General features: G+C 73.8%; 18 protein-coding genes. 9 read left to right on the forward strand and 9 right to left on the reverse strand.

Features of this window, described 5'->3' with window-relative positions; genetic code table 11:
- Positions 1–155 precede the first annotated feature (155 nt).
- Positions 156–1,214, reverse strand: a complete 1,059-nt coding sequence (locus tag E4U92_RS05525) for a beta-ketoacyl-[acyl-carrier-protein] synthase family protein (protein WP_168725037.1) — start codon at positions 1,212–1,214, stop codon at positions 156–158.
- Between the two features lie 568 nt (positions 1,215–1,782).
- Here E4U92_RS05525 and E4U92_RS37000 point away from each other — a divergent pair.
- From E4U92_RS37000 to E4U92_RS05545, 4 genes are all read left to right on the forward strand, one after another.
- Positions 1,783–2,340, forward strand: a complete 558-nt coding sequence (locus E4U92_RS37000) for a WhiB family transcriptional regulator (RefSeq protein ID WP_179956561.1) — start codon at positions 1,783–1,785, stop codon at positions 2,338–2,340.
- Entirely contained in the window at positions 2,337–3,662 is a 1,326-nt protein-coding gene (locus E4U92_RS05535; protein WP_137299110.1) for an alpha/beta fold hydrolase, read from the forward strand. Before E4U92_RS37000 ends, E4U92_RS05535 begins: the two co-directional genes overlap by 4 nt.
- The gene (gene proB / locus E4U92_RS05540) at positions 3,659–4,870 is read left to right on the forward strand and encodes a glutamate 5-kinase (protein WP_137299111.1); all 1,212 of its coding nucleotides are present in this window, start codon (positions 3,659–3,661) and stop codon (positions 4,868–4,870) included. Before E4U92_RS05535 ends, proB begins: the two co-directional genes overlap by 4 nt.
- A 313-nt stretch (positions 4,871–5,183) precedes the next feature.
- The gene (locus E4U92_RS05545; protein ID WP_137299112.1) at positions 5,184–5,900 is read left to right on the forward strand and encodes a DUF4328 domain-containing protein; all 717 of its coding nucleotides are present in this window, start codon (positions 5,184–5,186) and stop codon (positions 5,898–5,900) included.
- Positions 5,901–5,991: 91 nt separating this feature from the next.
- On the opposite strand, the gene E4U92_RS35790 is transcribed toward E4U92_RS05545, so the two are convergent.
- The 5 genes from E4U92_RS35790 to ccrA form a co-directional block, all read right to left on the reverse strand.
- On the reverse strand, positions 5,992–6,153 hold the full coding sequence (locus E4U92_RS35790; RefSeq protein WP_168725038.1) for a hypothetical protein: 162 nt from the start codon (positions 6,151–6,153) through the stop codon (positions 5,992–5,994).
- Between the two features lie 15 nt (positions 6,154–6,168).
- On the reverse strand, positions 6,169–7,671 hold the full coding sequence (locus tag E4U92_RS05550) for a glutamate-5-semialdehyde dehydrogenase (RefSeq protein ID WP_137299113.1): 1,503 nt from the start codon (positions 7,669–7,671) through the stop codon (positions 6,169–6,171).
- Positions 7,668–7,907, reverse strand: coding sequence for a hypothetical protein (locus E4U92_RS05555; RefSeq protein ID WP_137299114.1), 240 nt, complete (start codon positions 7,905–7,907; stop codon positions 7,668–7,670). The genes E4U92_RS05550 and E4U92_RS05555 overlap by 4 nt, the downstream gene beginning before the upstream one ends.
- A 96-nt stretch (positions 7,908–8,003) precedes the next feature.
- Complete coding sequence (locus E4U92_RS05560; RefSeq protein WP_229861973.1) at positions 8,004–9,761, reverse strand: 3-hydroxyacyl-CoA dehydrogenase family protein; 1,758 nt, start codon at positions 9,759–9,761, stop codon at positions 8,004–8,006.
- Positions 9,762–9,877: 116 nt separating this feature from the next.
- Positions 9,878–11,251, reverse strand: coding sequence for a crotonyl-CoA carboxylase/reductase (gene ccrA / locus E4U92_RS05565; RefSeq protein ID WP_137299115.1), 1,374 nt, complete (start codon positions 11,249–11,251; stop codon positions 9,878–9,880).
- A 252-nt stretch (positions 11,252–11,503) separates the two neighbouring features.
- Here ccrA and E4U92_RS05570 point away from each other — a divergent pair, with 252 nt between their 5' ends.
- The 5 genes from E4U92_RS05570 (at position 11,504) to E4U92_RS05590 (ending at position 17,630) form a co-directional block, all read left to right on the forward strand.
- Complete coding sequence (locus E4U92_RS05570) at positions 11,504–12,835, forward strand: cation:proton antiporter domain-containing protein (RefSeq protein WP_137299116.1); 1,332 nt, start codon at positions 11,504–11,506, stop codon at positions 12,833–12,835.
- Between the two features lie 99 nt (positions 12,836–12,934).
- Positions 12,935–14,344 (forward strand): citrate/2-methylcitrate synthase, encoded by a 1,410-nt coding sequence (locus tag E4U92_RS05575; RefSeq protein WP_137299117.1) that lies wholly within the window; start codon positions 12,935–12,937, stop codon positions 14,342–14,344.
- Positions 14,345–14,426: 82 nt separating this feature from the next.
- Positions 14,427–15,560 (forward strand): acyl-CoA dehydrogenase family protein, encoded by a 1,134-nt coding sequence (locus E4U92_RS05580; protein ID WP_137299118.1) that lies wholly within the window; start codon positions 14,427–14,429, stop codon positions 15,558–15,560.
- Positions 15,557–17,026 carry an amino acid adenylation domain-containing protein gene (locus tag E4U92_RS05585; RefSeq protein WP_137299119.1) on the forward strand — a complete coding sequence of 490 codons (1,470 nt, stop codon included), beginning with the start codon at positions 15,557–15,559 and terminating at the stop codon, positions 17,024–17,026. Before E4U92_RS05580 ends, E4U92_RS05585 begins: the two co-directional genes overlap by 4 nt.
- A 79-nt stretch (positions 17,027–17,105) precedes the next feature.
- Entirely contained in the window at positions 17,106–17,630 is a 525-nt protein-coding gene (locus E4U92_RS05590; protein WP_137299120.1) for a flavin reductase family protein, read from the forward strand.
- 60 nt (positions 17,631–17,690) lie between these two features.
- Here E4U92_RS05590 and E4U92_RS05595 read toward each other — a convergent pair whose 3' ends face one another.
- The 3 genes from E4U92_RS05595 to E4U92_RS05605 all read right to left on the reverse strand — a co-directional run bounded on the left by E4U92_RS05595 (position 17,691) and on the right by E4U92_RS05605 (position 21,163).
- A complete protein-coding gene (locus tag E4U92_RS05595; protein WP_137299121.1) occupies positions 17,691–19,130 on the reverse strand; it encodes a GH1 family beta-glucosidase in 1,440 nt (479 codons plus the stop codon).
- 110 nt (positions 19,131–19,240) lie between these two features.
- Positions 19,241–20,164: a carbohydrate ABC transporter permease gene (locus E4U92_RS05600; protein WP_137299122.1), complete on the reverse strand. Its 924-nt coding sequence runs from the start codon at positions 20,162–20,164 to the stop codon at positions 19,241–19,243.
- Positions 20,165–20,176: 12 nt separating this feature from the next.
- Positions 20,177–21,163, reverse strand: a complete 987-nt coding sequence (locus E4U92_RS05605; RefSeq protein ID WP_137299123.1) for a carbohydrate ABC transporter permease — start codon at positions 21,161–21,163, stop codon at positions 20,177–20,179.
- Positions 21,164–21,206 lie beyond the last annotated feature (43 nt).

Here is a 21,206-nt window from a genome sequence, read left to right on the forward strand (position 1 = left end):
CCGGAGGCGCGGGTCCGGAGGAGGCGTCCGCCCGCCCGGTGAACGGCCACTGCGGGACACCTCCTTCACAGCGGCCCGCATGTCTCACGGCCCCGCCGGTCCGCCCCTCGGCCCGTCCACCGCACTCCCACCCGAGCACCCACGCCCGCGCGCCCTCAGCCGCAGCCGTGCCACACGCCTCGCAGCGCCATCACCGACACGCCGGGGCCGACCGCGACCACGAGGCCCTGGGCGCCGTCCTGCGGCGGCTTGCGGAACGTGCGCTCCATGACCTCCAGCACGGAGACCGAGCCGACGTTGCCCACCTCGCGCAGGGAGTCGCGGGCCAGGCCGAAGAGTTCGGGGTCGGCGTCGAGGCCGGCCACGACGGCGTCGAGCACCTTGGAGCTCCCCGTGTGGGAGACCACGAACTCGGGTCCGGCGCCCTCGCCGGCGGTCCCCGTGCGCCGGAGCCACTCCTTCACCTGGGGCATGACCTCCGCGATCGTGGTGAGCAGGCGCCGGGAGTTGAACGTGTGCAGCCCGTCGTCGTCGGTGAAGGACCCCACGACGTCCGCGCTGCCACGGTGCAACCACTCCCAGGACTCCCGCAGTTCCAGGCGCGGACCGCGCGCGGAGGGACCGACGACGCACGCGCCGGCCGCGTCCCCGATGATCCCCTTGAAGATCATCCCGTCCAGGCCGGTGTCCCGCCGGTGCAGGTAGTGGCTGAACACGTCGGCGCACACCACGAGCACGGTGCTGCCGCGCGCGGCGACCAGTTCGGCGGCCGTCGAGAGACTGAAGAGACCGCCGTTGCAGCCGAGTTGGTTGACGGGGATGCGGCGCACCGAGGGGCGCAGGCCGAGTCTTTGCAGCAGCAGGACGTCGAGTCCCGGCATGGTGTGGCCGGTGGCACTGGCCACCACGACGGCGTCGACGTCCTCGGGCCCCAGTCCCGCCTCCAGAAGGGAGCCGCGCGCCGCCGACTCGGCCAGTTCGAGTGAGTCCTGCAGGTGCCGGCGGGTGCGTTCGGCCGCGGAGCCGTCCGTGTGCCACTGCTCGGCCAGCGGCCGGGTGTACCAGCGGGTCCGTACGGTGGTGGCGCGGATGAAGCGCCCGAGGTGGGCGAGGCGCGGGTGGTCCGGGTAGTCCTTCGCGATCCGCTCGAGTATCTCCTCGGTCGTGACCTGGTGACGCGGCAGGACGACCACGGGTGCACTGACGACGGGCATGGGGTCTCCAAGGACTCTGTGACGGTGACGTGCGATCACGAGCCCGCGCCCGGCGGGCGGAACCGGCCGTCGCGTGCCCGGACGGCGGGCACCGCGCGGCGACGAGCAGCCCTCACTCCGGAAGTCGTGGCATGCCGAACACCCCCCGGCGTACGGCCGTGCTCCCCCGTTGCGAGCGCCGTTGACGGCGCGAACAAGAACGTCGGCCCGGCGGTGCGATGAGCGCGGGCACGGACGTGACACTTCCGCCGGGGGCGCTCTCAGCAGGCCGCGGCTGCGCGGGCCGGTGCCGGGCATGTGGGCGCCCCGACGCCCTCGCGGGCTTCGGCGGTGGCTTACGAGAGCGACGGTACGACACGGGACTTGACTCATCAAGAGTGAATTTCAACGCTCGTGGAATCCACCGGACCTGCACCGATCGTCCAAATCTCAACCACACCGCCGGGCACACGCCCCGGACATCTGGACGCAACCGGGAGGGAACTCAACAAGCATTGAAATCATCGCTTGTTGAGTTTACCGTGGGGGTCAGATACGGCCGCCTTCCGCCGAGAAAGGGCCGACCGCCATGTACGCACCGGCACCACAGCGCGTGGGCACCGACCCCTGGGTGGAGCGCGCGGCCTGTCGTGACACCGACCCCGAGATCTTCTTCCCGTCCGCCGGCAGGTCGGGCGACCACGACCCCGAGGCCCCCGCCAAACAGGTCTGCGCCCGCTGCCCGGTCTCCCGCGACTGTCTGCGCGAGGCCCTGCGGCACGAGGAGAGCACCGGCATCTGGGGCGGCCTCAACGTCCGCGAACGCCGCGAACTGCTGCGCGTCGCCGCGTCGTTGGGCGCCTCCGACCCCGAGCTCGACGCCCTCCTCGCGGACGACCGCCGCCGGCTGCGCCCCCAGCAGCGGGAGCGTCCGGCGTACGTATGGTTCCTGCGCCACCACGGCTGGGGTCCACGGCGCATCGCTGGAGCGCTGGGCATGACCTGCCACCAGGTCGAACAGGCTTGGCAGCTCGCCGAGTTCGCCTCCCTCTGCGCCCACGGCCGGACCCCCCGCGCCGAACGGCCGCCGCGCCCCCGGGGGCGTCGTGCCCGCGTCGGCGGCGCCGACCCCGGACCGGCGTCGTGACGGCGCCCGCCCCGGCCCGCCCCGGCCGGACGCACCGCACCGTGCGCACCGACGACGGCACGGACGGGGGGCGCCGTACCGTGCGCACCGACGACGGCACGGACCTCGCGGTACGCGTTCACGGTCCTGCCGACGCCGAGGCGACCGTGCTGCTGTCGCACGGCTGGACCATGTCCGCGCGCGACTGGCGGCCCCACGTCGACGCGCTGGCCCGGCCCCGGCCCGGCTTCCCGGCGCTGCGCACGGTCACCTACGACCAGCGCGGCCACGGCGCCTCCGGCCGCGGCACCGCCCGGCTCGACATGGCCCTGCTCGGCGACGACCTCGCCCGGGTCCTCGACGCGACGACGACGTCGTACGGCGGTCCGGTCCTGCTCGTCGGGCACTCGATGGGCGGCATGGCGATCCAGCAGCTCGCGGCGCGGCACCCCGGCCTGTTCGGGACCAGGGTCGCGGCCGTCGCGCTCGTCTCCACCTGCCTGGACGGCGTCGGCGACGTGCCGCCCGCGTCGGCCGACCGCCTCGACCGCCGCCAGGCGCTGGCCCGGCGGCGCACCACCGACGCACTGCTGCGTTCGCCCCGCTGCGCGCGCGCCGTGCACCGGCTGCTGACCGGCCCCCTCTCCCACCCGACGACGGCCCCGCTGTGGCGGGCGCTGCTCGGCGGGGACGGGCGGGGCGCGGCCGCGCGCGCCGACGCGCGGGCGCTGCGGCACGTACCGGTGCTGATCCTCGCGGAGTTCCTCGCCGCGCTCACCACCCACGACTGCGCCGGGCGCCTGGCCGCCCTGGCCCGGGTGCCCACCCGGGTCCTGGTCGGCGCCCGCGACCGCTACACCCCGCCGGACCAGGCCCGTCGGCTCGCCCGTGCCGTCCCGGGAGCGGTCCTGCAGCTCGTCCCGGGACAGGGACACGACCTGCCGTACGAGCGACCGGTGCTCGTCGTGGAGACGGTGCACGCACTGCTGCACGAGGTGCGCGCGCTCGGCACGGGGACGGCCGGGGATGCCGGCGACCAGCCGATCGCGCAACGCGCCGTCGGTGACACCGCCCGCGAGGAAGGCCCTGTGGCCGCGCACGGCACCTGTGCGGCGCACCCCGCGGAGAAGAGCGCCGCGCCCGTGGATTCCGTCCCCAGCCCTCCGGAGGACCCCGAAGCCGTGCACGACACCTCTGGAACACGCCCCGCGGAGAAGAGCGCCGCGCCCGGCGACCCCGTCCCCAGCCGCCCGGAGGGCCGCGCAGCCAGGGACACCGTCAGCCCCCGTCCCGTCGTCGCCGGCCCGTCGCGCACCGTGGATCCGCTGGCGGCCCTGCGATGACCGCGCGGCTCGACACCGTGCTGCGCGCCGATGTTCTGACGGCCCGTCGGATCGTGGTGAAGGTGGGGTCCTCCTCCCTGACGACCGCTGTCGGAGGGCTGGACTCGGACCGGGTGGACGCGCTGGTCGACGTGCTCGCACGGGCCAGGGCGACCGGTACCGAGATCGTCCTGGTCTCCTCCGGCGCCATCGCCGCGGGCCTGGCGCCGCTGGGCCTCGCCGAGCGTCCGAGTGACCTCGCCCGCCAGCAGGCGGCCGCCTGTGTGGGCCAGGGCCTGCTGGTGGCCCGTTACACCGCCTCCTTCGCCCGCCACGGACTGCGCGTCGGGCAGGTGCTGCTGACCGCCGACGACGTGGGCCGCCGCACCCAGTACCGCAATGCCCACCGGGCGCTGAGCCAGGTCCTCGCGATGGGCGCGGTGCCCGTCGTCAACGAGAACGACACGGTCGCCACCGCCGAGATCCGCTTCGGCGACAACGACCGCCTCGCCGCCCTCGTCGCCCACCTCGTCCGTGCCGACCTGCTGGTCCTGCTGTCCGACGTGGACGGCCTGTACGACGGCGACCCGGGCCGTCCCGGCGCGCGCCGGCTGGCCGAGGTGCGCGGGCCGGACGACCTGCGGGACGTCGAACTCGGCAGCGCCGGCCGGGCCGGTGTGGGCACCGGCGGCATGGTCACCAAGGTGGAGGCGGCGCGGATCGCCACCGACGCGGGCATCCCGGTCGTGCTGACGGCCGCCCGGCACGCCGCCGACGCCCTCGCCGGCCGGGAGACCGGCACCCTCTTCCACCGCACCGGCGAGCGCGCCGCGGACCACCTGTTGTGGCTGGAGCACGCCAGTACGCCGCGCGGTGCCGTACGGCTCACCGCGGACGCGGCCCGCGCCGTCGTCCGGGACAACCGCCCGCTCCTCGCCGCGGACGTCACCGGCGTCGAGGGCCACTTCGCGGCGGGCGACCCCGTGGAACTGCTCGACGAGGACGGGCGCGTGGTCGCTCGCGGGCTGGCCGGGGTGGACGCCCGCGCGCTGCTGCGGAGCCGTTCGTGCCCGCCGCGGGAAGTGGTCCACCCGGACGACCTGGTGCCGGTGGCGGGCGCGACGCGCGCGGTCGAACGGCCGTCGCGGGGCGACGGAACAACCGACCGGCGACGGACCGGGGTCCGCGTCCGCGTCCTGCCGGCCTCGGCGGTGCCGGGCTTGTCGTAAGACGTGCGGCGACGCGTCGGTCCTGGGCCCGGAGTGCGCTTCGGTCGTGGTCGGGGTGCACTCCGGTCCTGGCCCGGGTGGCACGAGCCGCGGTCGGGGCAGGGCCCCGGGCGGGCCGGCGTTCGTCGGGGATACGTTCCAAACCGTCGGCGATCCTGGTCGGTCCGGGAAGCCAGTGGACGCGGGGCGGTGTCCGACCGTATGTTCCAGTGTCCGCGCACGTCTTCGCACGTGCGCGGGCATCAGCGTGCCCGCGCCGGTTCGGGGAGGACCGGGCGCCGGTTCGGATCTCGTCTTCCCGGGGGACTTCTTCATGACCACGCCCATGCCGGCTCCGCCGTACGCCGCCCCGCCCGGCCCCTGGCTGCGCTCGCCCGCCGCGCTCGGCCGCGCCACCGTGGTGCTGCTCGGCCTCGTCGTCGCCACCGATCTGTTCGCCTGCTACGCGGACCTGCTGGAGATGGACGTCACCGGCGACCTGGCCGACGGCGTCACCGGCGCCGGCGTGATCCACCGGGCGGACCACGCGGACACCCTCATCTCCGCCTCCGCCATCGCGCACGGTGTCGCGATGGTGGCCACGGCCGTCGTCTTCCTGTGCTGGCTGTGGCGGATCCGGGGCAACGCCGAGGTGTTCGACGCCTCCCGGCACCGCATGCGCCGGGGGTGGACCATCGGCGCCTGGTTCTGCCCGGTGGTGAACCTGTGGTTCCCGCGCCGGATCGTCGCGGACTGCTGGGACGCCAGCGCTCCGTGGGGCTCGCGGTCCGGGCACGGGCCGGTCAACGCCTGGTGGACCCTGTGGCTCGCCGGCCTCGCCGTGAGCCGGTTCGCCGACGGTGGCTGGCGTCAGGCCGGGACGGCGGACGAAGTGCACGGGGCCGCCGCGACGATGCTGTTCTCCGACGGCCTCGACATCGCGGCCGCGGTCCTCGCCGTCGTGGTGGTCGTCCGGCTGACCGGGCTGCAGGAGCGCAAGGTCCTCTCCGGCGAGCTGCCGGCGCCGTTTCCCGCTCCCGCCCATCGCTGACGACTGTCCCGCCCGGCGGTGAGCGGGGGCGCCGTGGACGCGGGCCTGCCAGGGCCGTGGGGGCGCGTCGGGCCGTAGCGCGTACGGGCGTTCAGTCGATGCCGCGCACGATGTGCGGCTCGGCGGGGTCGTCCTCGACGCCGGCGAGTCCCAACGGCACGGGCAGCGGCGGTCGGCGCCGTTCGGGCGGCGTCTCCTCCGCGTACAGCAGCCAGCCCGACGGCCGGGTCTCGGTGATGATGCGCACGTACATGGCCGGTCCTCCTGTTCACGTCTCCGGTACGGCGGCTCCGTCCCGGACGTGTCCGTCACCCACCAGGACGTGGGTGGTGGTGGTCAGCGCGGCCAGTCCCATCGGGCCGCGCGCGTGTAGTTTCTGCGTGGAGATGCCGAGTTCGGTGCCCAGTCCGATCTGGCCGCCGTCAGCGAACCGCGTGGAGGCGTTCACCGCGACGACCGCGGTGTCCATCAGGGCCACGAAGCGCCGTACGGCGGACTGGGAGTCGCTGACGACGGCCTCCGTGTGCCCGGTGCCGTACCGGCGGATGTGCTCGACCGCCTCGTCCAGCGAGCCGACGACGGCCGCGGACAGCTCCGGGGCGAGGTACTCGCGGCCCCAGTCCTCCTCGGTGGCGGGCACCACCGCCGGGTCGTACGACCGGACCCGCGCGTCCCCGTGCACCAGCACCCCGTGCGCGGCGAGCGCCGTGAGCGCGCGGGGCAGGAAGGCGTCCGCGACGGCCGTGTGCACGAGGAGCGACTCGGCCGCGTTGCAGACCGAGGGGCGCCGCGTCTTGGCGTCGAGCAGGACGGCCAGGGCCTTGTCGAGGTCGGCGTGCTCGTCGACGTAGACGTGGCAGTTGCCCACGCCGGTCTCGATGACGGGGACGGCCGAGTCGCGGACCGTCGCCCGGATGAGGTCGTGGCCGCCGCGCGGCACCAGGACGTCCACCAGGCCGCGCAGCGCCATCAGGGCGTGTACGGAGGCGTGGGTGGCGCCGGGCACCAGGCACACGGAGTCCACCGGCAGGCTGGTGTCGGCGAGGGCCGAGCGGATCACGGCGACCAGTGCGGCGTTGGTGCGACGGGCGGTGGAACTGCCGCGCAGCAGCACGGCGTTGGCACTCTTGAGGCACAGAGCGGCCGCGTCCACGGTGACGTTGGGGCGCCCCTCGTAGATCATGCCGACCACGCCCAGCGGGACCCGGACGCGGCGCACCTCCAGGCCGTTGGGCATCACCCCGCCCCCGTCGACGCCGCCCACCGGGTCGGGCTCGTCGGCGACGCTCCGCACGGTCGCCGCGAGGGCGTCGAGCCGGGCGCGGTCGAGGGCGAGGCGGTCCAGGACGGCCGCGTCCCGGCCCGCGGCGCGGGCGGCGGCCAGGTCCTCGGCGTTGGCGGCGAGGACGCCCCCGGCGTGCGCGGACAGCCGGCCGGCGATCAGGCGCAGCGCGGTGGCGCGCTCCGCGCCGGTACTCAGGGCGAGCCGCCGCGCGGCCCGCCGGGCGGCTTCGGCGACGGCACGGACGGCGGCGGACACCTCCGCGTCGGTCTCGCGGATCTCGCCGGTCTCGCCGGTCTCGCGGGGCTCGCGGGTCTCGCCCGGGGCGGCGGGAACGGCGGCCGTGGTGTCCACGACGGCCGTGGTCTTCGCGGCCCGCGGGGCCTCAGTGGTGTCCGTGGCCCCCGCGGCCTGCGGGGCCAGCGGGGCCAGCGGGGCCAGCGGAGCTTTCGTGGCCTCCGTGGCCTCCGCGGCCTGCGGGGTGCTCATCGCTCGCTCACCTTCCCCTCCGGGTCGGCGGAAGCCGGGTCGGCGGCAGCGGAGTGGGCGGAGCCCGGGTCGGTGGAGTGCGGGGGGTGGGAGGCGCGGCCCGCGAGACCGTGGCCGATGAGGTCGATCAGCATCGACCAGGCGAAGGCGTCGGCGGACTCCTCGGAGAGGACGGGGGCCGGGGCGGTGGTGGGGGATGCGGTGGGCGTCGGGTTCTCACAGGCCTGGTGGTTCATCGGCGGGTCCTTCGGGGCGGCGAGGGGGGGTGGCGCTCGGGAACGGGGCGCGGGGTGAACGGCGACGGGCAGTCCGGCGGGACCGGCGCGGTCGTCTCAGCCGTACACCCGGAAGCCGGCGCCCGCCTTGCGGCCCACCCGGCCGGCCGCCACGAGGTGGCCGAGGAGCGGGGCCGGTGCCGAGGCGGGGCGGCGGTCGGCGGTGTGCAGGACCTGCTGGATGCTCAGGGAGACGTCCAGGCCGATGACGTCGAGGAGTTCGAAGGGGCCGAGTGGGAAACCGCAGCCGCCCTTCATGACCTGGTCGATGGCGTCGGCGCTCGCGTAGTGGCTCTCGGCGAGGCGGACGGCGCCGTTGAGGTAGGGGAAGAGCAGCGCGTTGACGACGAAGCCCGGCCGGTCCAGGCACTGCACCGGGTGCTTGCCGATGCGCCGGCACAACTCCCGTGCGGTGGCGAGGTGGTGGGGCGCGGTCTCCAGCGAGGGGATCACCTCGACCAGCTTCATCACCGGGGCCGGGTTGAAGAAGTGCAGTCCGACCACGTCGCGGGGGCGCCCGGAGGCGAGGCCGCACTCGATGACCGGCAGGCTGGAGGTGGTGGTCGCGAGCAGCGTGTCCGGGCCGCACAGGGCGCCGAGCCGGGCGAAGAGGGGCTTCTTGACGGCCAGGTCCTCGGCGACGGCCTCGACGACGAGGTCGCAGCCGGCGAGCCGGCCGAGATCGCTGCCCGGCTCCAACCGGCCCAGCAGCGCGGACTGTTCGGCCTCGGTCATCCTGCCCCGGCGTACGGCGCGGCCGGTGGAGGCGGCGACCGCCTCCCAGGCGCTCTTGGCGCGCTCGTCGCTGCGGCCCACGAGCAGGGTGGTGATGCCGTTGCGGGCGAGGACCTCGGCGATGCCGGCGGCCATGGTGCCGGTCCCGACGACGCCCGCCCGGGTCACGGGCAGCGGGCGGAGGACGTCCGGGCCGGCGTCGGTACCGGCCCCGGCGGGCGGTGCCGGGTAGGCGTAGAAGCCGCGGCCGGTCTTGCGGCCGAGCAGGCCCGCGAGTGCCATGTGCCGGAGCCGGCGGGCCGGTTGCAGGGAGGGCTCGTCCAGGCGGTCGGCGAGCGCGGCCAGGACGTCGCAGGCGGTGTCGGCGCCGATCACGTCGAGGAGTTCGAGCGGGCCGAGCGGCAGTCCGCAGCCGTACCGCATGGCCGCGTCGATGTCGTCGCGGGCGACGACGCCCTGGTCGTACAGGGCGACCGCGTGGTTGAGGTACCCGAACAGCAGGGAGGCGGAGACCAGTCCGGCCCGGTCCCCGACGGTGACGGGGTCCAGGCCGAGGTCGCGGGCGAGGTCGCGGACCCACTCGACGGCCTCGGCGTCCGCGACGACCGTACGGCCGACCTCGGCGACCTCGGCAGTGGGCAGGGCCAGGTGCAGCCCGACGACACGGCCGGGGCGGCCGCAGGCGGTGGCGAGGTCGGTGAGCGACAGCGCGGACGCCGTGGTGGCCAGCACGGTGGCGGGCGGGCAGACCCGGTCGAGGGCGCGCAGCACCTCGGTCTTGGCCTCGCGGCGCTCCGGCACGGCTTCCACGACGACGTCGGCGGACGCGAACGCGGCCCAGTCGTCGGTCAGTCTGAGGCGGCCGGTGGGCACCGTGTCCTGCACGAGTCCGTCGAGGCGGGCGGCCGCGTCCGGGTGCGGGTCGAGGACGACCACGTCGTACCCGGCGAGCGCGGCCCGCCGGACGAGTGCGCAGCCGACAGCCCCGAGCCCGACGACTCCGAGGACGCCCGGGACGCTGGGCAGTTCGCCGCCGGGAGCACCACCGGTGCCGGGAGCCGGTCCCACTTCTCCGCTCACGCCGCCGGTACCGGAGGTCCGATCCGCTCCCCCGCTCAAGGCGCCGGCGCCGAGGGCCCGGCCCTCCGCTCCCCCGCCCATCCCATCGGTGCCGGCGACCCGCCCCGCTCCCCCGCTCACGCCGCCACCCCCGTCACCACGCGGTCCGTGACCGCGGCCGTGCGGAACCGGTTGATGGCTCCCTCGTGGCGGGCGCGCAGCTCCGGGTCGGTGACGCCGAGGCCCTCCGTCGGGGACAGGCACAGGACGCCGATCTTGCCGTGGTGCTCGTTGCGGTGGACGGAGTCGACGGCGCCGGCCACGTCCGTCAGCGGGTAGGTGCGCGAGAGCGTGGGGTGGATCCTGCCCTGGACGATGAGCCGGTTGGCCAGCCACGCCTCGCGGTAGTTCGCGCAGTGGGTGCCGATGATCCGCTTGAGGGACATCCACAGGTAGCGGTTGTCGTACTCGTGGACGTAGCCGGCCGTGGAGGCGCAGGTGACGACGGTGCCGCCCTTGCGGGTGACGTAGACCGACGCGCCGAACGTCTCGCGGCCGGGGTGCTCGAAGACGATGTCGACGTCCTCGCCGCCGGTCAGGTCGCGGATGCGCCGGCCGAAGCGCTTCCACTCCGTGGGGTCCTGGGTGTGGGGGTCGCTCCAGAAGCGGTAGCCCTCGGCGTTGCGGTCGATGACCAGCTCGGCGCCGAGCGAGCGGGCGAGCGCGGCCTTCTCGGGTGAGGAGACGACGCAGATGGGGTTGGCGCCGCCGGCCAGGGCGAGCTGGGTGGCGTAGGAGCCGAGGCCGCCGACGGCGCCCCAGATGAGGACGTTGTCGCCCTGCTTCATGCCGGCGCCCTGAGGGGTGACGAGCTGGCGGTAGGCGGTGGAGTTGACCAGTCCGGGTGAGGCGGCCTCCTCCCAGGTGAGGTGGGCCGCCTTGGGCAGCAGCTGGGTGGCCTTGACGAGGGCGAGGTCGGCGAGGCCGCCGAAGTTGGTCTCGTAGCCCCAGATGCGCTGTTCCGGGTCGAGCATGGGGTCGCCGTGGCCCTCGGGGTCCTCCAGCTCGACGGAGACGCAGTGCGCGACGACCCGGTCGCCGGTCCGCCAACGGCGCACGCCCTGGCCGCACTTGAGCACGACGCCGGCGAGGTCGGAGCCGATGACGTGGTAGGGCAGGTCGTGGCGGGCGGCGAGGCCGCCGAGGCGGCCGTAGCGCTCCAGGGAGGCGAAGGTCGACACGGGGGTGAACAGGGCGCTCCAGACGGTGTTGTAGTTCACCGCGCTCGCCATGACCGCGACCAGCACCTCGCCGGGACCGGGTTCGGGCGTGGGCACCTCCTCGACGTGCAGCGAGTCGGCCGGGCGCCGCTCGCGCAGCGGTACGCCGTCGAACAGGCCGGCGTCCGCCTTGTGCAGGACGGCGGCCCGGTAGGAGTGCGGCACCCCGAGGGCCGCCAGGTCGGCCGGCGCCGCGTCCGGGGACTCGATCGCCTCCACCAGTTCACGCATGGTCGGGCACCACCTTCTGCTCGGACAGGAACTCAACATCCAGTGAACTCAACAGTGGGTGAGTTTTTCACGCGTCCGGACACCGGGCAAGCCCCCAGGCAGCGGTACTCCCGGGCGCCCCGACGCCCGCGCGAGGGGCCGGCCCGGCGCGGGAGGCCCCTTGTTCACGTATCGATCCCCGTGCAAAACTCATCAGCAGTTGAGTTCTTTGCTCGGTGAATTAATTCAACGCTCAACGCTCTAGGAGCTGCCGTGACCCCGCACCAGCTGGAATCCTTACAGGCCACCGCCTTCGCCGGGATCGCCGTCATCCTGGTCACGGGCACCCTGCTCGCCCGGCTCTCGCGGCGGATACGCCAGCCCGCCGTGATCGGCGAGATCACCGCGGGCATCCTGCTCGGGCCGAGTCTGCTCGGACTGCTGCCGGGCGACCTGACACACCATCTCTTCCCCGACGCCGTACGGCCCTTGCTGTCGACGGTGGCCCAGATCGGTCTGCTGCTGTTCATGTTCACCATCGGCTGGGAACTGGACGGCGCCACCATGGGGCGCAACAAGCGCTCGGTGGCCGGGGTCACCGCGGGCAGCATCCTCACCCCGCTGGCCCTCGGCATGGGCGTCGCCGCGCTGCTGTACCACAACCACTCCGTGGTCGGCGGCGACAAGGTGCCCTGGTTCTCCTTCGTCCTGTACCTGGGCGTCAGCATGTCCATCACCGCGTTCCCGGTGCTGGCCCGCATCCTGAAGGACAACAACCTCAGCCGCACGAAGATCGGCGCGCTCGCGCTCACCAGCGCCGCGTTCGGCGACGTGCTCGCCTGGTGCCTGCTGGCCGGGGTGGTCGCCATCGTCACCGCGTCCGGGCCCTCCGGGTTCACCGACACCCTCTGGATGTCCGCCGGGTACGGCGCGGCGATGATCTGCGTGGTACGGCCGCTGCTCGCCCGGGCCGTCACCTGGATCGCCCGCCGGGGCTCCGGCGCCCAACTGGCCGCGCTGGTCACCGCCGGACTGCTGCTGTCCGCCTACACCACCTCGAGGATCGGCATCCATCCCATCTTCGGCGCGTTCGCCTTCGGCCTGGTGATGCCGCGCAGGCCGCAGGCGATGCTCCAGGAACGCATGCTGCGCCCGCTGGAGCACGCCGGGGAGCTGCTGCTGCCGGTGTACTTCATCATCACCGGCCTGTCCGTGGACGTCGCCGGCGTCTCCGCGACCGGCTGGCTCGAACTGGCCCTGATCCTGGCCGCGTCCATCCTCGGCAAGATCCTGGGCGCCGGGCTGCCGGCCCGCTCGTTCGGGCTGACCTGGCGCGAGTCGACCGGCGTGGGCGTGCTGATGAACACCCGGGGCCTGACCGAACTGATCATCCTGGGCGTCGGACTGAATCTCGGCGTGCTCGACGACAGCCTGTTCACCGAGATGGTCCTGATGGCCCTGATCACCACGGCGATGACCGGGCCCCTGCTGCCCCACCTGTTCCCGCGGGCGCGCATCGACCTGGTGCAGGCGCCCGCCCAGGACAAGCCCGTCGTCCGGTTTGCCGGCAAGGCCCCGGACCAGGCGCCCGACCTCGCCGGCTGACGCCGGCCGGGGCGGGGCCCGCCGGCCGGCCGGCCGGTCCCCCACTCCCGCTTCCCGCCACCCGCGACCCGGCGCGGGAAGCGACGTACAGACAAGGAGATGGCCCAGGTGCACCCCGTCATCAGCACGTTGTCCCGAGTCTTCGACATGCCCTCGGAGTTCATCGGGGACGAGTTGCAGCTACGCACCGTCAACAGCTGGGACGACCTCACGGCCGTGGAACTCCAGGTCCACCTGGAGCACGAGCTGGGGACCACGCTCGACGACCGGCTGATCGAGCGCATCGAGTCCGTGGGCCAACTACGCGCGTTCTACGACGAACGCCTCGCCGAACTCTCCGGGCTGAAGGCCCCCGACAACGCCTCCGCGCTGGTCCCCGCGCTGTCCGCGCCGCCCGCCGATCCGCCGACCGGACCGCCCGAGGCCGTGTCGGAGCTGGTGGTCGGCGAGACGGGCATCTCCGAGGTCGACCCCGTGCGCGGCCGGCTCGCCTACCGGGGCTACCCCATCGAGGAGTTGCTCGGCCGCACCACCTACGAGGAGGTCGTCCACCTGCTGCTGCGCGGCTGGCTGCCGGACGCCGAGGAACTGGCCGCCTTCCGGGCCCGGCTCGCCGCGGCCCGCGACCTGCCCGTCGCGGTCGCCGCCAACCTCACCGCGAACGCGGCCTCCTCCCCCTCGTCGGTGCTGCGCACCGCCGTCTCCGCACTCGCCGTGGCCGCCGAGGCCGACGCCGACCCGGCCGCCCACATCGGCCTCGGGGAACGGCTAATCGCCCGCGTCCCCACGATCTTCGCCACCCAGCAGGCGGCCCGCACCCGGCGCCCGCTGCCCCGGCCCCGCCCCGACCTCAGCCACGCCGAGAACATCCTGCACCTGCTGGGCCTGCCCCGGGACCCGGAACGGGTGCGGCTGGTCGACCTGTGCCTGATCCTGCAGGCCGAACACGGCTGCAACGCCTCGGCGTTCGCGGCCCGCGTCGCGGCCGGCACCGGCGCGGACACCTTCGCCACGATCACCGTCGCGCTCGCCACGTTCACCGGGCCGCTGCACGGCGGCGCCGCCCACCAGGTGATCGACCTGGTGGGCGGCGACACCGACCCCCGGACGGCGGCCGCCTACCTGCGCGGCCGGGCCGACGCCGCCGCGGCCCGCCGCCCGGTGCCCTACGCCGAGGAGGACCCCCGGGTGCGGCCGCTGCGCGACGCGGCCCGGCGCTTCCGCGGCGACCCCGGCAGCGACCACGTGCTGCAGGTGCTGGACGCCGTACGGACCGCCGCCCACCCCTCGAAGGGGCCCCGCCCCTACCTGACCGTGGACTGCTACGCGGCCGCGATCTACCACATGCTCGGCATGCCCTCCGACCTGTTCGTCCCCATGTTCGCGGCGGCCCGGGTGGCCGGCTGGCTCGCGCACGCCGAGGAGCAGCGCGCCCAGCAGGGCCGCATCCACCCCCGGCTGCGCTACGTCGGCCCGCGCAACCTGCGCCACGTGCCCGAGCAGCACTGACCCGTTGAGGTGAGGCGGGGACGGCCCCCGCGCACCGCCCGACCCGGGAGGGCGTCCCCTTCCCCGTATCCCAGGAGCACACGTGGAGTTCGGCTGGAGCGACGGGCAGCAGGCCCGCTACGACGAGGTGTTGGAGGCGACGCGGGCGGCCTTCCCGGACCCGCCCGGCACCGGCTTCTACGACCGCAAGGACTGGCTGGCGCTCGGCGAGATCGGCGTGCTCGGCGCGCCCCTGCCGAAGGAGTACGGGGGCGGGGGCCTGGGCGCCCTGGACACCGCACGCGTCGTGGAGGCGGTGGGCCGCGGCTGCCCCGACACCGGCCTGGTGTTCGCCGCCGGGGCGCACACCTTCGCCTGCGCCATGCCGGTCGTCGCCTTCGGCACGGACGCCGTACGCCGGCGCCTGCTGCCGGACCTGGCCTCGGGCCGGCTGATCGCGGGCAACGCGATGACCGAGCCGGAGGCCGGCTCCGACTCCTCCGCGCTGTCGACGGCCGCGACCCGCACGGACGGCGGCTGGCTGCTCAACGGCACCAAGAGCTTCGTCACCAACGGGCCCGCCTCCGACGTCTACGTCACCTACGCCACCGTCAACCCCAGGGCTGGGTTCCTCGGCGTCACCGGCTTCGTCGTCGACCGGACGGCCCAGGGCGTCGTCGTGGGCCGCCCCTACGAGAAGATGGGCATGCACTCCGTGCCCGCCGGGGCGGTCACCTTCGAGGACTGCTTCGTCCCCGACGAGCAGGTGCTCGGCGCCGTCGGCGGCGGCGCCGCGATCTTCCAGCACTCCATGGGCTGGGAACGGGCCTGTCTGTTCGCCCTCTACGTCGGCCTGCTGGACCGGCTGCTCGGGCAGTGCGTCGAACACGCCCGCTCCCGCAGGCAGTTCGGGCGGCGCATCGGCGACTTCCAGGCGGTCTCGCACCGGATCGCCGACATCACCCTGCGCCTGGAGAGCGCCCGGCTGCTGCTGTACCGGGCCTGCTGGTCGATGGACCGGGGCGAGCCGTCCGTGCTCGAGGTCGCCCTGTCGAAGCTCGCCGTCTCCGAGGGCGTGCTGGCCTCGGCCACCGACGCCGTACGGATCTTCGGCGGGCGGGGCTACCTGCGCGAGGACGGCATCGAGGCCGCCCTGCGCGACGCCGTGCCCAGCACGATCTTCTCCGGGACCTCCGACATCCAACGCCAACTCATCGTGAAGGAGATGGGACTGTGAGGCTCCACCAGCTCGTCATCGACTCCGCCCGGCGTGCCCCGGACGCGCCGGCCGTCCGCTCGGCCCAGGGCGTCGCCAGCTACCGGGAGCTGGACGAACTCGCCGACCGCTACGCCGCCGCCCTGCACCGCCGCGGGGTCCGCCCCGGCGACCGGGTCGTGCTGTGGACGCACAAGACGCTCGACGCCATCGCCCTCATGCAGGGCGCGCTGCGCGTCGGCGCGGTGTACGTCCCGGTCAGCGCCAACAACCCCGCGGCGCGGGTGCGCCGGATCGCGGCGGGCTGCTCTCCGACGCTGGTCGTCGCCGACGCCGACGGCATCCGGCGGGCCGAGGCGTCCGGCTGGGAGGCGGACCTGCCGCTGGCCGCGTTCGACGCGGTACGCGAGGAGGCACCCGCCTCGGCGGCGCCGCCCGTGCACGCCAACGAGCCCGACGACCCGGCGTACATCCTCTACACCTCCGGTTCGACCGGGGAGCCGAAGGGCGTGTGCATCAGCCACCGCAACGCGCTCGCCTTCGTCACCTGGGCGGTCGCCGAGGTGGGCGTGACGGCCGCGGACCGGCTGTCCAACCACGCCCCGTTCAACTTCGACCTGTCCGTCTTCGACCTGTACGCCGCCTTCCACGCGGGCGCGTCGGTGGTGCTGGTCCCCGAGGGCCTGGCCTACGACCCGCCGCAGCTCGTCGCGCTGTTGCAGCGGGAGCGGATCAGCGTCTGGTACTCGGTGCCGTCCGCGCTGATCCTGATGATGCAGCGCGGTGACCTGCTGGCCGGCGATCCGCCCGAGGCGCTGCGGGTGTGCGTCTTCGCCGGGGAGCCGTTCCCGGTCCAGCAGGTGCACGAGCTGCGCAAGGCGTGGCCGGACGTGCGGATGTTCAACTGGTACGGGCCCACCGAGACCAATGTGTGCACCAGTTACGAGGTCACCGACCGCGACCTCGGCAGCACCCGCCCGCTGCCGATCGGCGCCCCGGCCTCCGGCGACCGGATACGGCTGCACCCACCGCGCGCCCGCGAGGGCGAGATCGTGGTGAGCGGTCCGACCGTGATGCTCGGCTACTGGGGCCGTGAGCCGCAGCAGGGCGCCTACTTCACCGGCGACATCGGCCGGATGGGCCCCGACGGGATGCTGGAGTACGTCGGCCGGCGCGACCACATGGTCAAGGTGCGCGGCCACCGCATCGAACTCGGCGACATCGAGGCCGTGGTGAGCGCCCACCCGAAGGTCGCCGCCGCCGCCTGCGTGGTCGTCGGCAGCGGCCTCGACGCCAAGATCCACGCGGTGGTGGTGCCCGAGGGCCCGAGCGGCCCGGGGCTGCTGGAGCTCAAGCGGGACTGCGCGGACCGGCTGCCGCTGTACATGGTGGTCGACGCGGTGCACACCGTCCCCGAGCTGCCGCTGACGGCCAACGGCAAGACGGACCGTCCGGCCCTCGTCGAACGCATCACGAGCGTCGGGTGAGCGTGCCGTGCCCACGGCGCCCGCCCTCTCCGTCCGCGACCCCCTGGCCCGACTCGGCCTGACCCGTGAGGATCCTGTGATGTCCGACCGACACCAGCCCGTCGAAACCCTGTTGGACCAGGTGGACCTGTCGACGTTCCGCTCCGTGATGGGCTCGCTGCCCACCGGGGTGAGCGTCGTCACCAGCGTGACGGCCGACGGCCAGCCGCGCGGTCTGACGTGCAGCGCGGTGTGCAGCGTCTCGGCGTCGCCGCCGCTGCTGCTGGTCTGCGTCAAGCACCCCAGCGCCACCCTGGAGGCCATCCACGAGAGTTCGGCCTTCGCGGTGAACTTCCTGTCCTCCGGCATGGAGGACACCGCCCGCACCTTCGCCTCGCCGGTTCCCGAGCGCTTCTCGGACGTGCCGTGGAGCCCCGGCAAGCGGACGGGTGCGCCGATCCTGCCCGCCACCGTCGCCCACGCCGAGTGCGTGCTGACGAGCAGTCACCTGGCGGGCGACCACCAGATCCTGGTCGGCCGCCTGGTCCACGGCGACGTGAGTGCGGCCCGCACGCCGCTGGCGTACTGGCGGGCCCAGTTCTCCGAGGTGCAGCCGGCGGCCTGAACGCCCCGCCGGCCCACCCTCCGACGTCGCGCGGGTCGGAGGGTGAGCCGTACCGGTGTCTCAGGCGCCCGGGAGCACGCCGGTGCGGGCCACCTCGGAGTACCAGCGGGCGCTGGCCTTGGGGATGCGCGTGCCGGTCGGGTAGTCGACGTACACCGCGCCGAAACGCTTGCTGTAGCCGTGGGCCCACTCGAAGTTGTCCAGCAGGGACCACAGGAAGTAGCCGCGCACGTCCGACCCGTCCTGGATCGCCCGGTGGACGGCGGCGAGGTGCCCGCGGAGGTAGGCGATCCGGGCGGGGTCGTTGACCCGGCCCTCGGGGTCGGCGTAGTCGTCGAACGCGGCGCCGTTCTCGGTGATGACCAGCGGCAGGCCCGGGAAGTCGGCGGTGAGCCGGCGCAGCAGGTCGTACAGGCCGCTGGGGTCGACGGCCCAGCCCATCGCGGTGGTGTCACCGGGCGGCTGGTGGAAGGCCACCCGGTCGGCTCCCGGCCAGGGGCTGTGGGCGCTGTTGCCGTGTCCGTCGGAGGTGTGGGTGCCGCTGCCGTCGGCCTCGGAGACCACGGTCGGCGTGTAGTAGTTGACGCCGAGGAAGTCCAGCGGCTGGTGGATGAGCGCCAGGTCGCCGTCCTGGACGAAGGACCAGTCGGTCAGCCCGGCGGTGTCCTTGAACAGGTCCTCCGGGTAGGCGCCGGCCAGCATCGGGCCGGTGAAGACCCGGTTGGCGAGCGCGTCGATCCGGCGGACCGCGTCCGCGTCGCCCTCCGACGCGGTGAGCGGGCGGACGTGGTGGACGTTGAGGGTGACCGAGACCTGGGCGTCGGCGCCGAGGCGGTCGCGCAGCCCCCGGGTGGCCAGGCCGTGGGCGAGGTTGAGGTGGTGGGCCGCGCGCAGGGCTGCCACCGGGTCGGTGCGGCCGGGGGCGTGCACGCCGGAGCCGTAGCCGAGGAAGGCGCTGCACCAGGGTTCGTTGAGCGTGGTCCAGGTCTTCACCCGGTCGCCGAGGGCGTCCGCCGCGAGGGCCGCGTACTCGGCGAAGCGTTCGGCCGTGGCGCGCTCGGGCCAGCCGCCCGCGTCCTCCAGTTCCTGCGGGAGGTCCCAGTGGTAGAGGGTGGCGACGGGCTGGATGCCGTGGTCGAGCAGGTCGTCGACGAGGCGCCGGTAGAAGTCCAGGCCCTTCTGTGCGGCGGGCCCGCGGCCGGTGGGCCGGATGCGGGGCCAGGCGAGGGAGAAGCGGTAGGCGCCCAGGCCGAGTTCGGCCATGAGGGCGACATCCTCGCGCCGCCGGTGGTAGTGGTCGGTGGCGATGTCGCCGGTGTCGCCGTTGCGGACCCGGCCCGGGGTGCGGGCGTAGGTGTCCCAGATGGAGGGCGTCCTGCCGTCCTCGGCGGCCGCCCCCTCGATCTGGTAGGAGGCGGTGGCGGAGCCCCAGAGGAAGCCCTTGGGGAAAGCGCGGGCGGCGTCCGGGGCGGGCGCGGTCTGCTGTGCTGCGGTGACCACGTGAGTCCTTTCGAGGTGGTGGTGTGCGACGGGGCGCGGGCGATCCGGTGGGGAAGGGCTTCGGACGGCCCAACAGGGCCCCGCGCGAACCGACTTGGGTGGCGGGTCGGTCAGCCCTTGACGGCTCCCGCCATGATGCCGCTGACGATCTGGCGGCCGAAGACGACGAACATCGCCAGCAGCGGCAGGGTGCCGAGCAGGGCCCCGGCCATGATCAGCGACTGGTCGCGGACGTACCCCGCGCTGAGCTGGGTGAGGGCGACGGGGACGGTCGGGTTGGTCATGTCGAGCACCACGAACGGCCAGAAGAAGTCGTTCCAGGCGTGCACGAACGTGATCATGAACAGGACGGCCATGGCGGGGCGGGCGACGGGCAGCACGATGCTGAAGAAGATCCGCAGCGAGTGCGCCCCGTCCACGCGTCCGGCCTCGACCAGTTCGTCCGGCAGCGCCTCGGACAGGTACTGCCGCATGAAGAACACGCCCACCGCGCTCACCAGGGTCGGGAAGATGACGGCGGGCAGCTGCTGGGACCAGCCGAGTTCGGCCATCATCATGAACAGCGGTACGACGCCGAGCTGCGGCGGCACGAGCATGGTGCCGATGACCAGTGTGAGCAGGGCGTTGCGCCCCTTGAAGCGCAGTTTGGCGAAGGCGAACCCGGCGAGCGTCGCGAACAGCACGGTGGACAGGGCGATCACCCCGGCCACGATGAGGCTGTTGACCATCGCCTTGCCCATCGCCGCCTCGTCCCAGGCGCGGGCCAAATTGCTGAACAGGTTCGGGCCCGGCAGGAACGGCGGCGGGGTCTGGCTGACGCGGGTGTTGTCGGTCGAGGCGGCCACCATGGTCCAGTACAGCGGGAAGATCGACAGCACCGCCATGACGACGAGCAGGACGTAGGTGAGGGGGCCGGCGTGGTGCTGGCGTCCGGCGCGCTGGCGCAGCAGCCGGCGGCCGCCCCTGGGGGCCGCCTTCCCCGGTGAGGCCGGGCCCGCGGTGGCGTTCTGTGCCGGGAGACTGTGCAGGGTCATGGGGACTCCGGGTCAGGACGTACGGGAGCGGACGCGCTGGACGACGCGCTGCACGAGGAAGACGATCAGGAGGAGCAGGAACATGGCCCAGGCGACGGTCGCCGAGCGGCCCATCTGGTAGTTCTTCCAGCCCTCCTCGTAGAGCAGCAGTCCCAACGTCTGGTACTGGTTGTCCGCGCCGCCGGTCACGCCGTTGGGTCCCTGGCCGAAGATCAGCGGCTCACCGAACAGCTGCGTGGCGCCGATCGTGGACAGCACGATGGTGAAGACGATCGTGGAGCGGATCCCGGGGACCGTGACGTGGGTGAACTGCTGCCACCGGGAGGCGCCGTCGAGTGAGGCGGCCTCGTAGCGGTCGGCCGGGATGGCCTGCATGGCGGCGAGGTAGAGCAGGGCGTTGTAGCCGGTCCAGCGCCAGATCACGATGGTCGAGATGGCCACCTGGGCGGGCCACTTGTCCGCCTCCCAGTCCACCGGGTCGATCCCGACCGAGCCGAGCGCCCAGTTGATCATGCCGAAGTCGCGCTCGAAGATCATCGTGAAGACGAGGGCGGCCGCGGCGACCGAGGTCGCGTAGGGCACGAGCGAGGCGACGCGGAAGAACAGCGAGCCGCGCATGCGGTAGTTGAGCAGGTGGGCCAGTCCGAGGGCCATCAGCAACTGCGGCACGGTGGAGATGACACCGATGGTGATGGTGTTCTGCAGTGCGTTCCAGAAGCGGGAATCGTTCCAGAGTTCGACGTAGTTGTCGAAGGCCACCCACTGCATGACGTCGAGGGTGGCCAGCTCGACGTCGTGCAGGGAGATCCAGAAGGTGTAGACGAGCGGGTAGAAGCTGAACGCGGCGAAGACCACGAAGAACGGCGCGACGAAGGCGTACGGGGCGCCCTTGAGGTCGAGCCGGTGCAGGAGCGCGCCGCGCCGGCGGGGGGTGCTTCCCGCCGGGGGCGGCCCGGTGGGCTCGTCGCCGGTCAGGGCTGGGGTGGTGGAGGTGGCCACCGGAGTTCCTTCCTGGGAGCGGACGGGTGAGCCGGCCGTCCGG

This window comes from Streptomyces galbus (genome assembly GCF_005280195.1).
Classification (GTDB): domain Bacteria; phylum Actinomycetota; class Actinomycetes; order Streptomycetales; family Streptomycetaceae; genus Streptomyces; species Streptomyces galbus.

What these genes read in the sequence shown, in the direction of transcription:
- E4U92_RS05525 (WP_168725037.1), bottom strand. Translation starts at nt 1,214, where the DNA reads ATGCCCGTCGTCAGTGCACCCGTGGTCGTCCTGCCGCGTCACCAGGTC.
- E4U92_RS37000 (WP_179956561.1), top strand. Translation starts at nt 1,783, where the DNA reads ATGTACGCACCGGCACCACAGCGCGTGGGCACCGACCCCTGGGTGGAG.
- proB (WP_137299111.1), top strand. Translation starts at nt 3,659, where the DNA reads ATGACCGCGCGGCTCGACACCGTGCTGCGCGCCGATGTTCTGACGGCC.
- E4U92_RS05545 (WP_137299112.1), top strand. Translation starts at nt 5,184, where the DNA reads ATGACCACGCCCATGCCGGCTCCGCCGTACGCCGCCCCGCCCGGCCCC.
- E4U92_RS35790 (WP_168725038.1), bottom strand. Translation starts at nt 6,153, where the DNA reads ATGTACGTGCGCATCATCACCGAGACCCGGCCGTCGGGCTGGCTGCTG.
- E4U92_RS05550 (WP_137299113.1), bottom strand. Translation starts at nt 7,671, where the DNA reads ATGAGCACCCCGCAGGCCGCGGAGGCCACGGAGGCCACGAAAGCTCCG.
- E4U92_RS05555 (WP_137299114.1), bottom strand. Translation starts at nt 7,907, where the DNA reads ATGAACCACCAGGCCTGTGAGAACCCGACGCCCACCGCATCCCCCACC.
- ccrA (WP_137299115.1), bottom strand. Translation starts at nt 11,251, where the DNA reads ATGCGTGAACTGGTGGAGGCGATCGAGTCCCCGGACGCGGCGCCGGCC.
- E4U92_RS05575 (WP_137299117.1), top strand. Translation starts at nt 12,935, where the DNA reads ATGGCCCAGGTGCACCCCGTCATCAGCACGTTGTCCCGAGTCTTCGAC.
- E4U92_RS05590 (WP_137299120.1), top strand. Translation starts at nt 17,106, where the DNA reads ATGTCCGACCGACACCAGCCCGTCGAAACCCTGTTGGACCAGGTGGAC.
- E4U92_RS05600 (WP_137299122.1), bottom strand. Translation starts at nt 20,164, where the DNA reads ATGACCCTGCACAGTCTCCCGGCACAGAACGCCACCGCGGGCCCGGCC.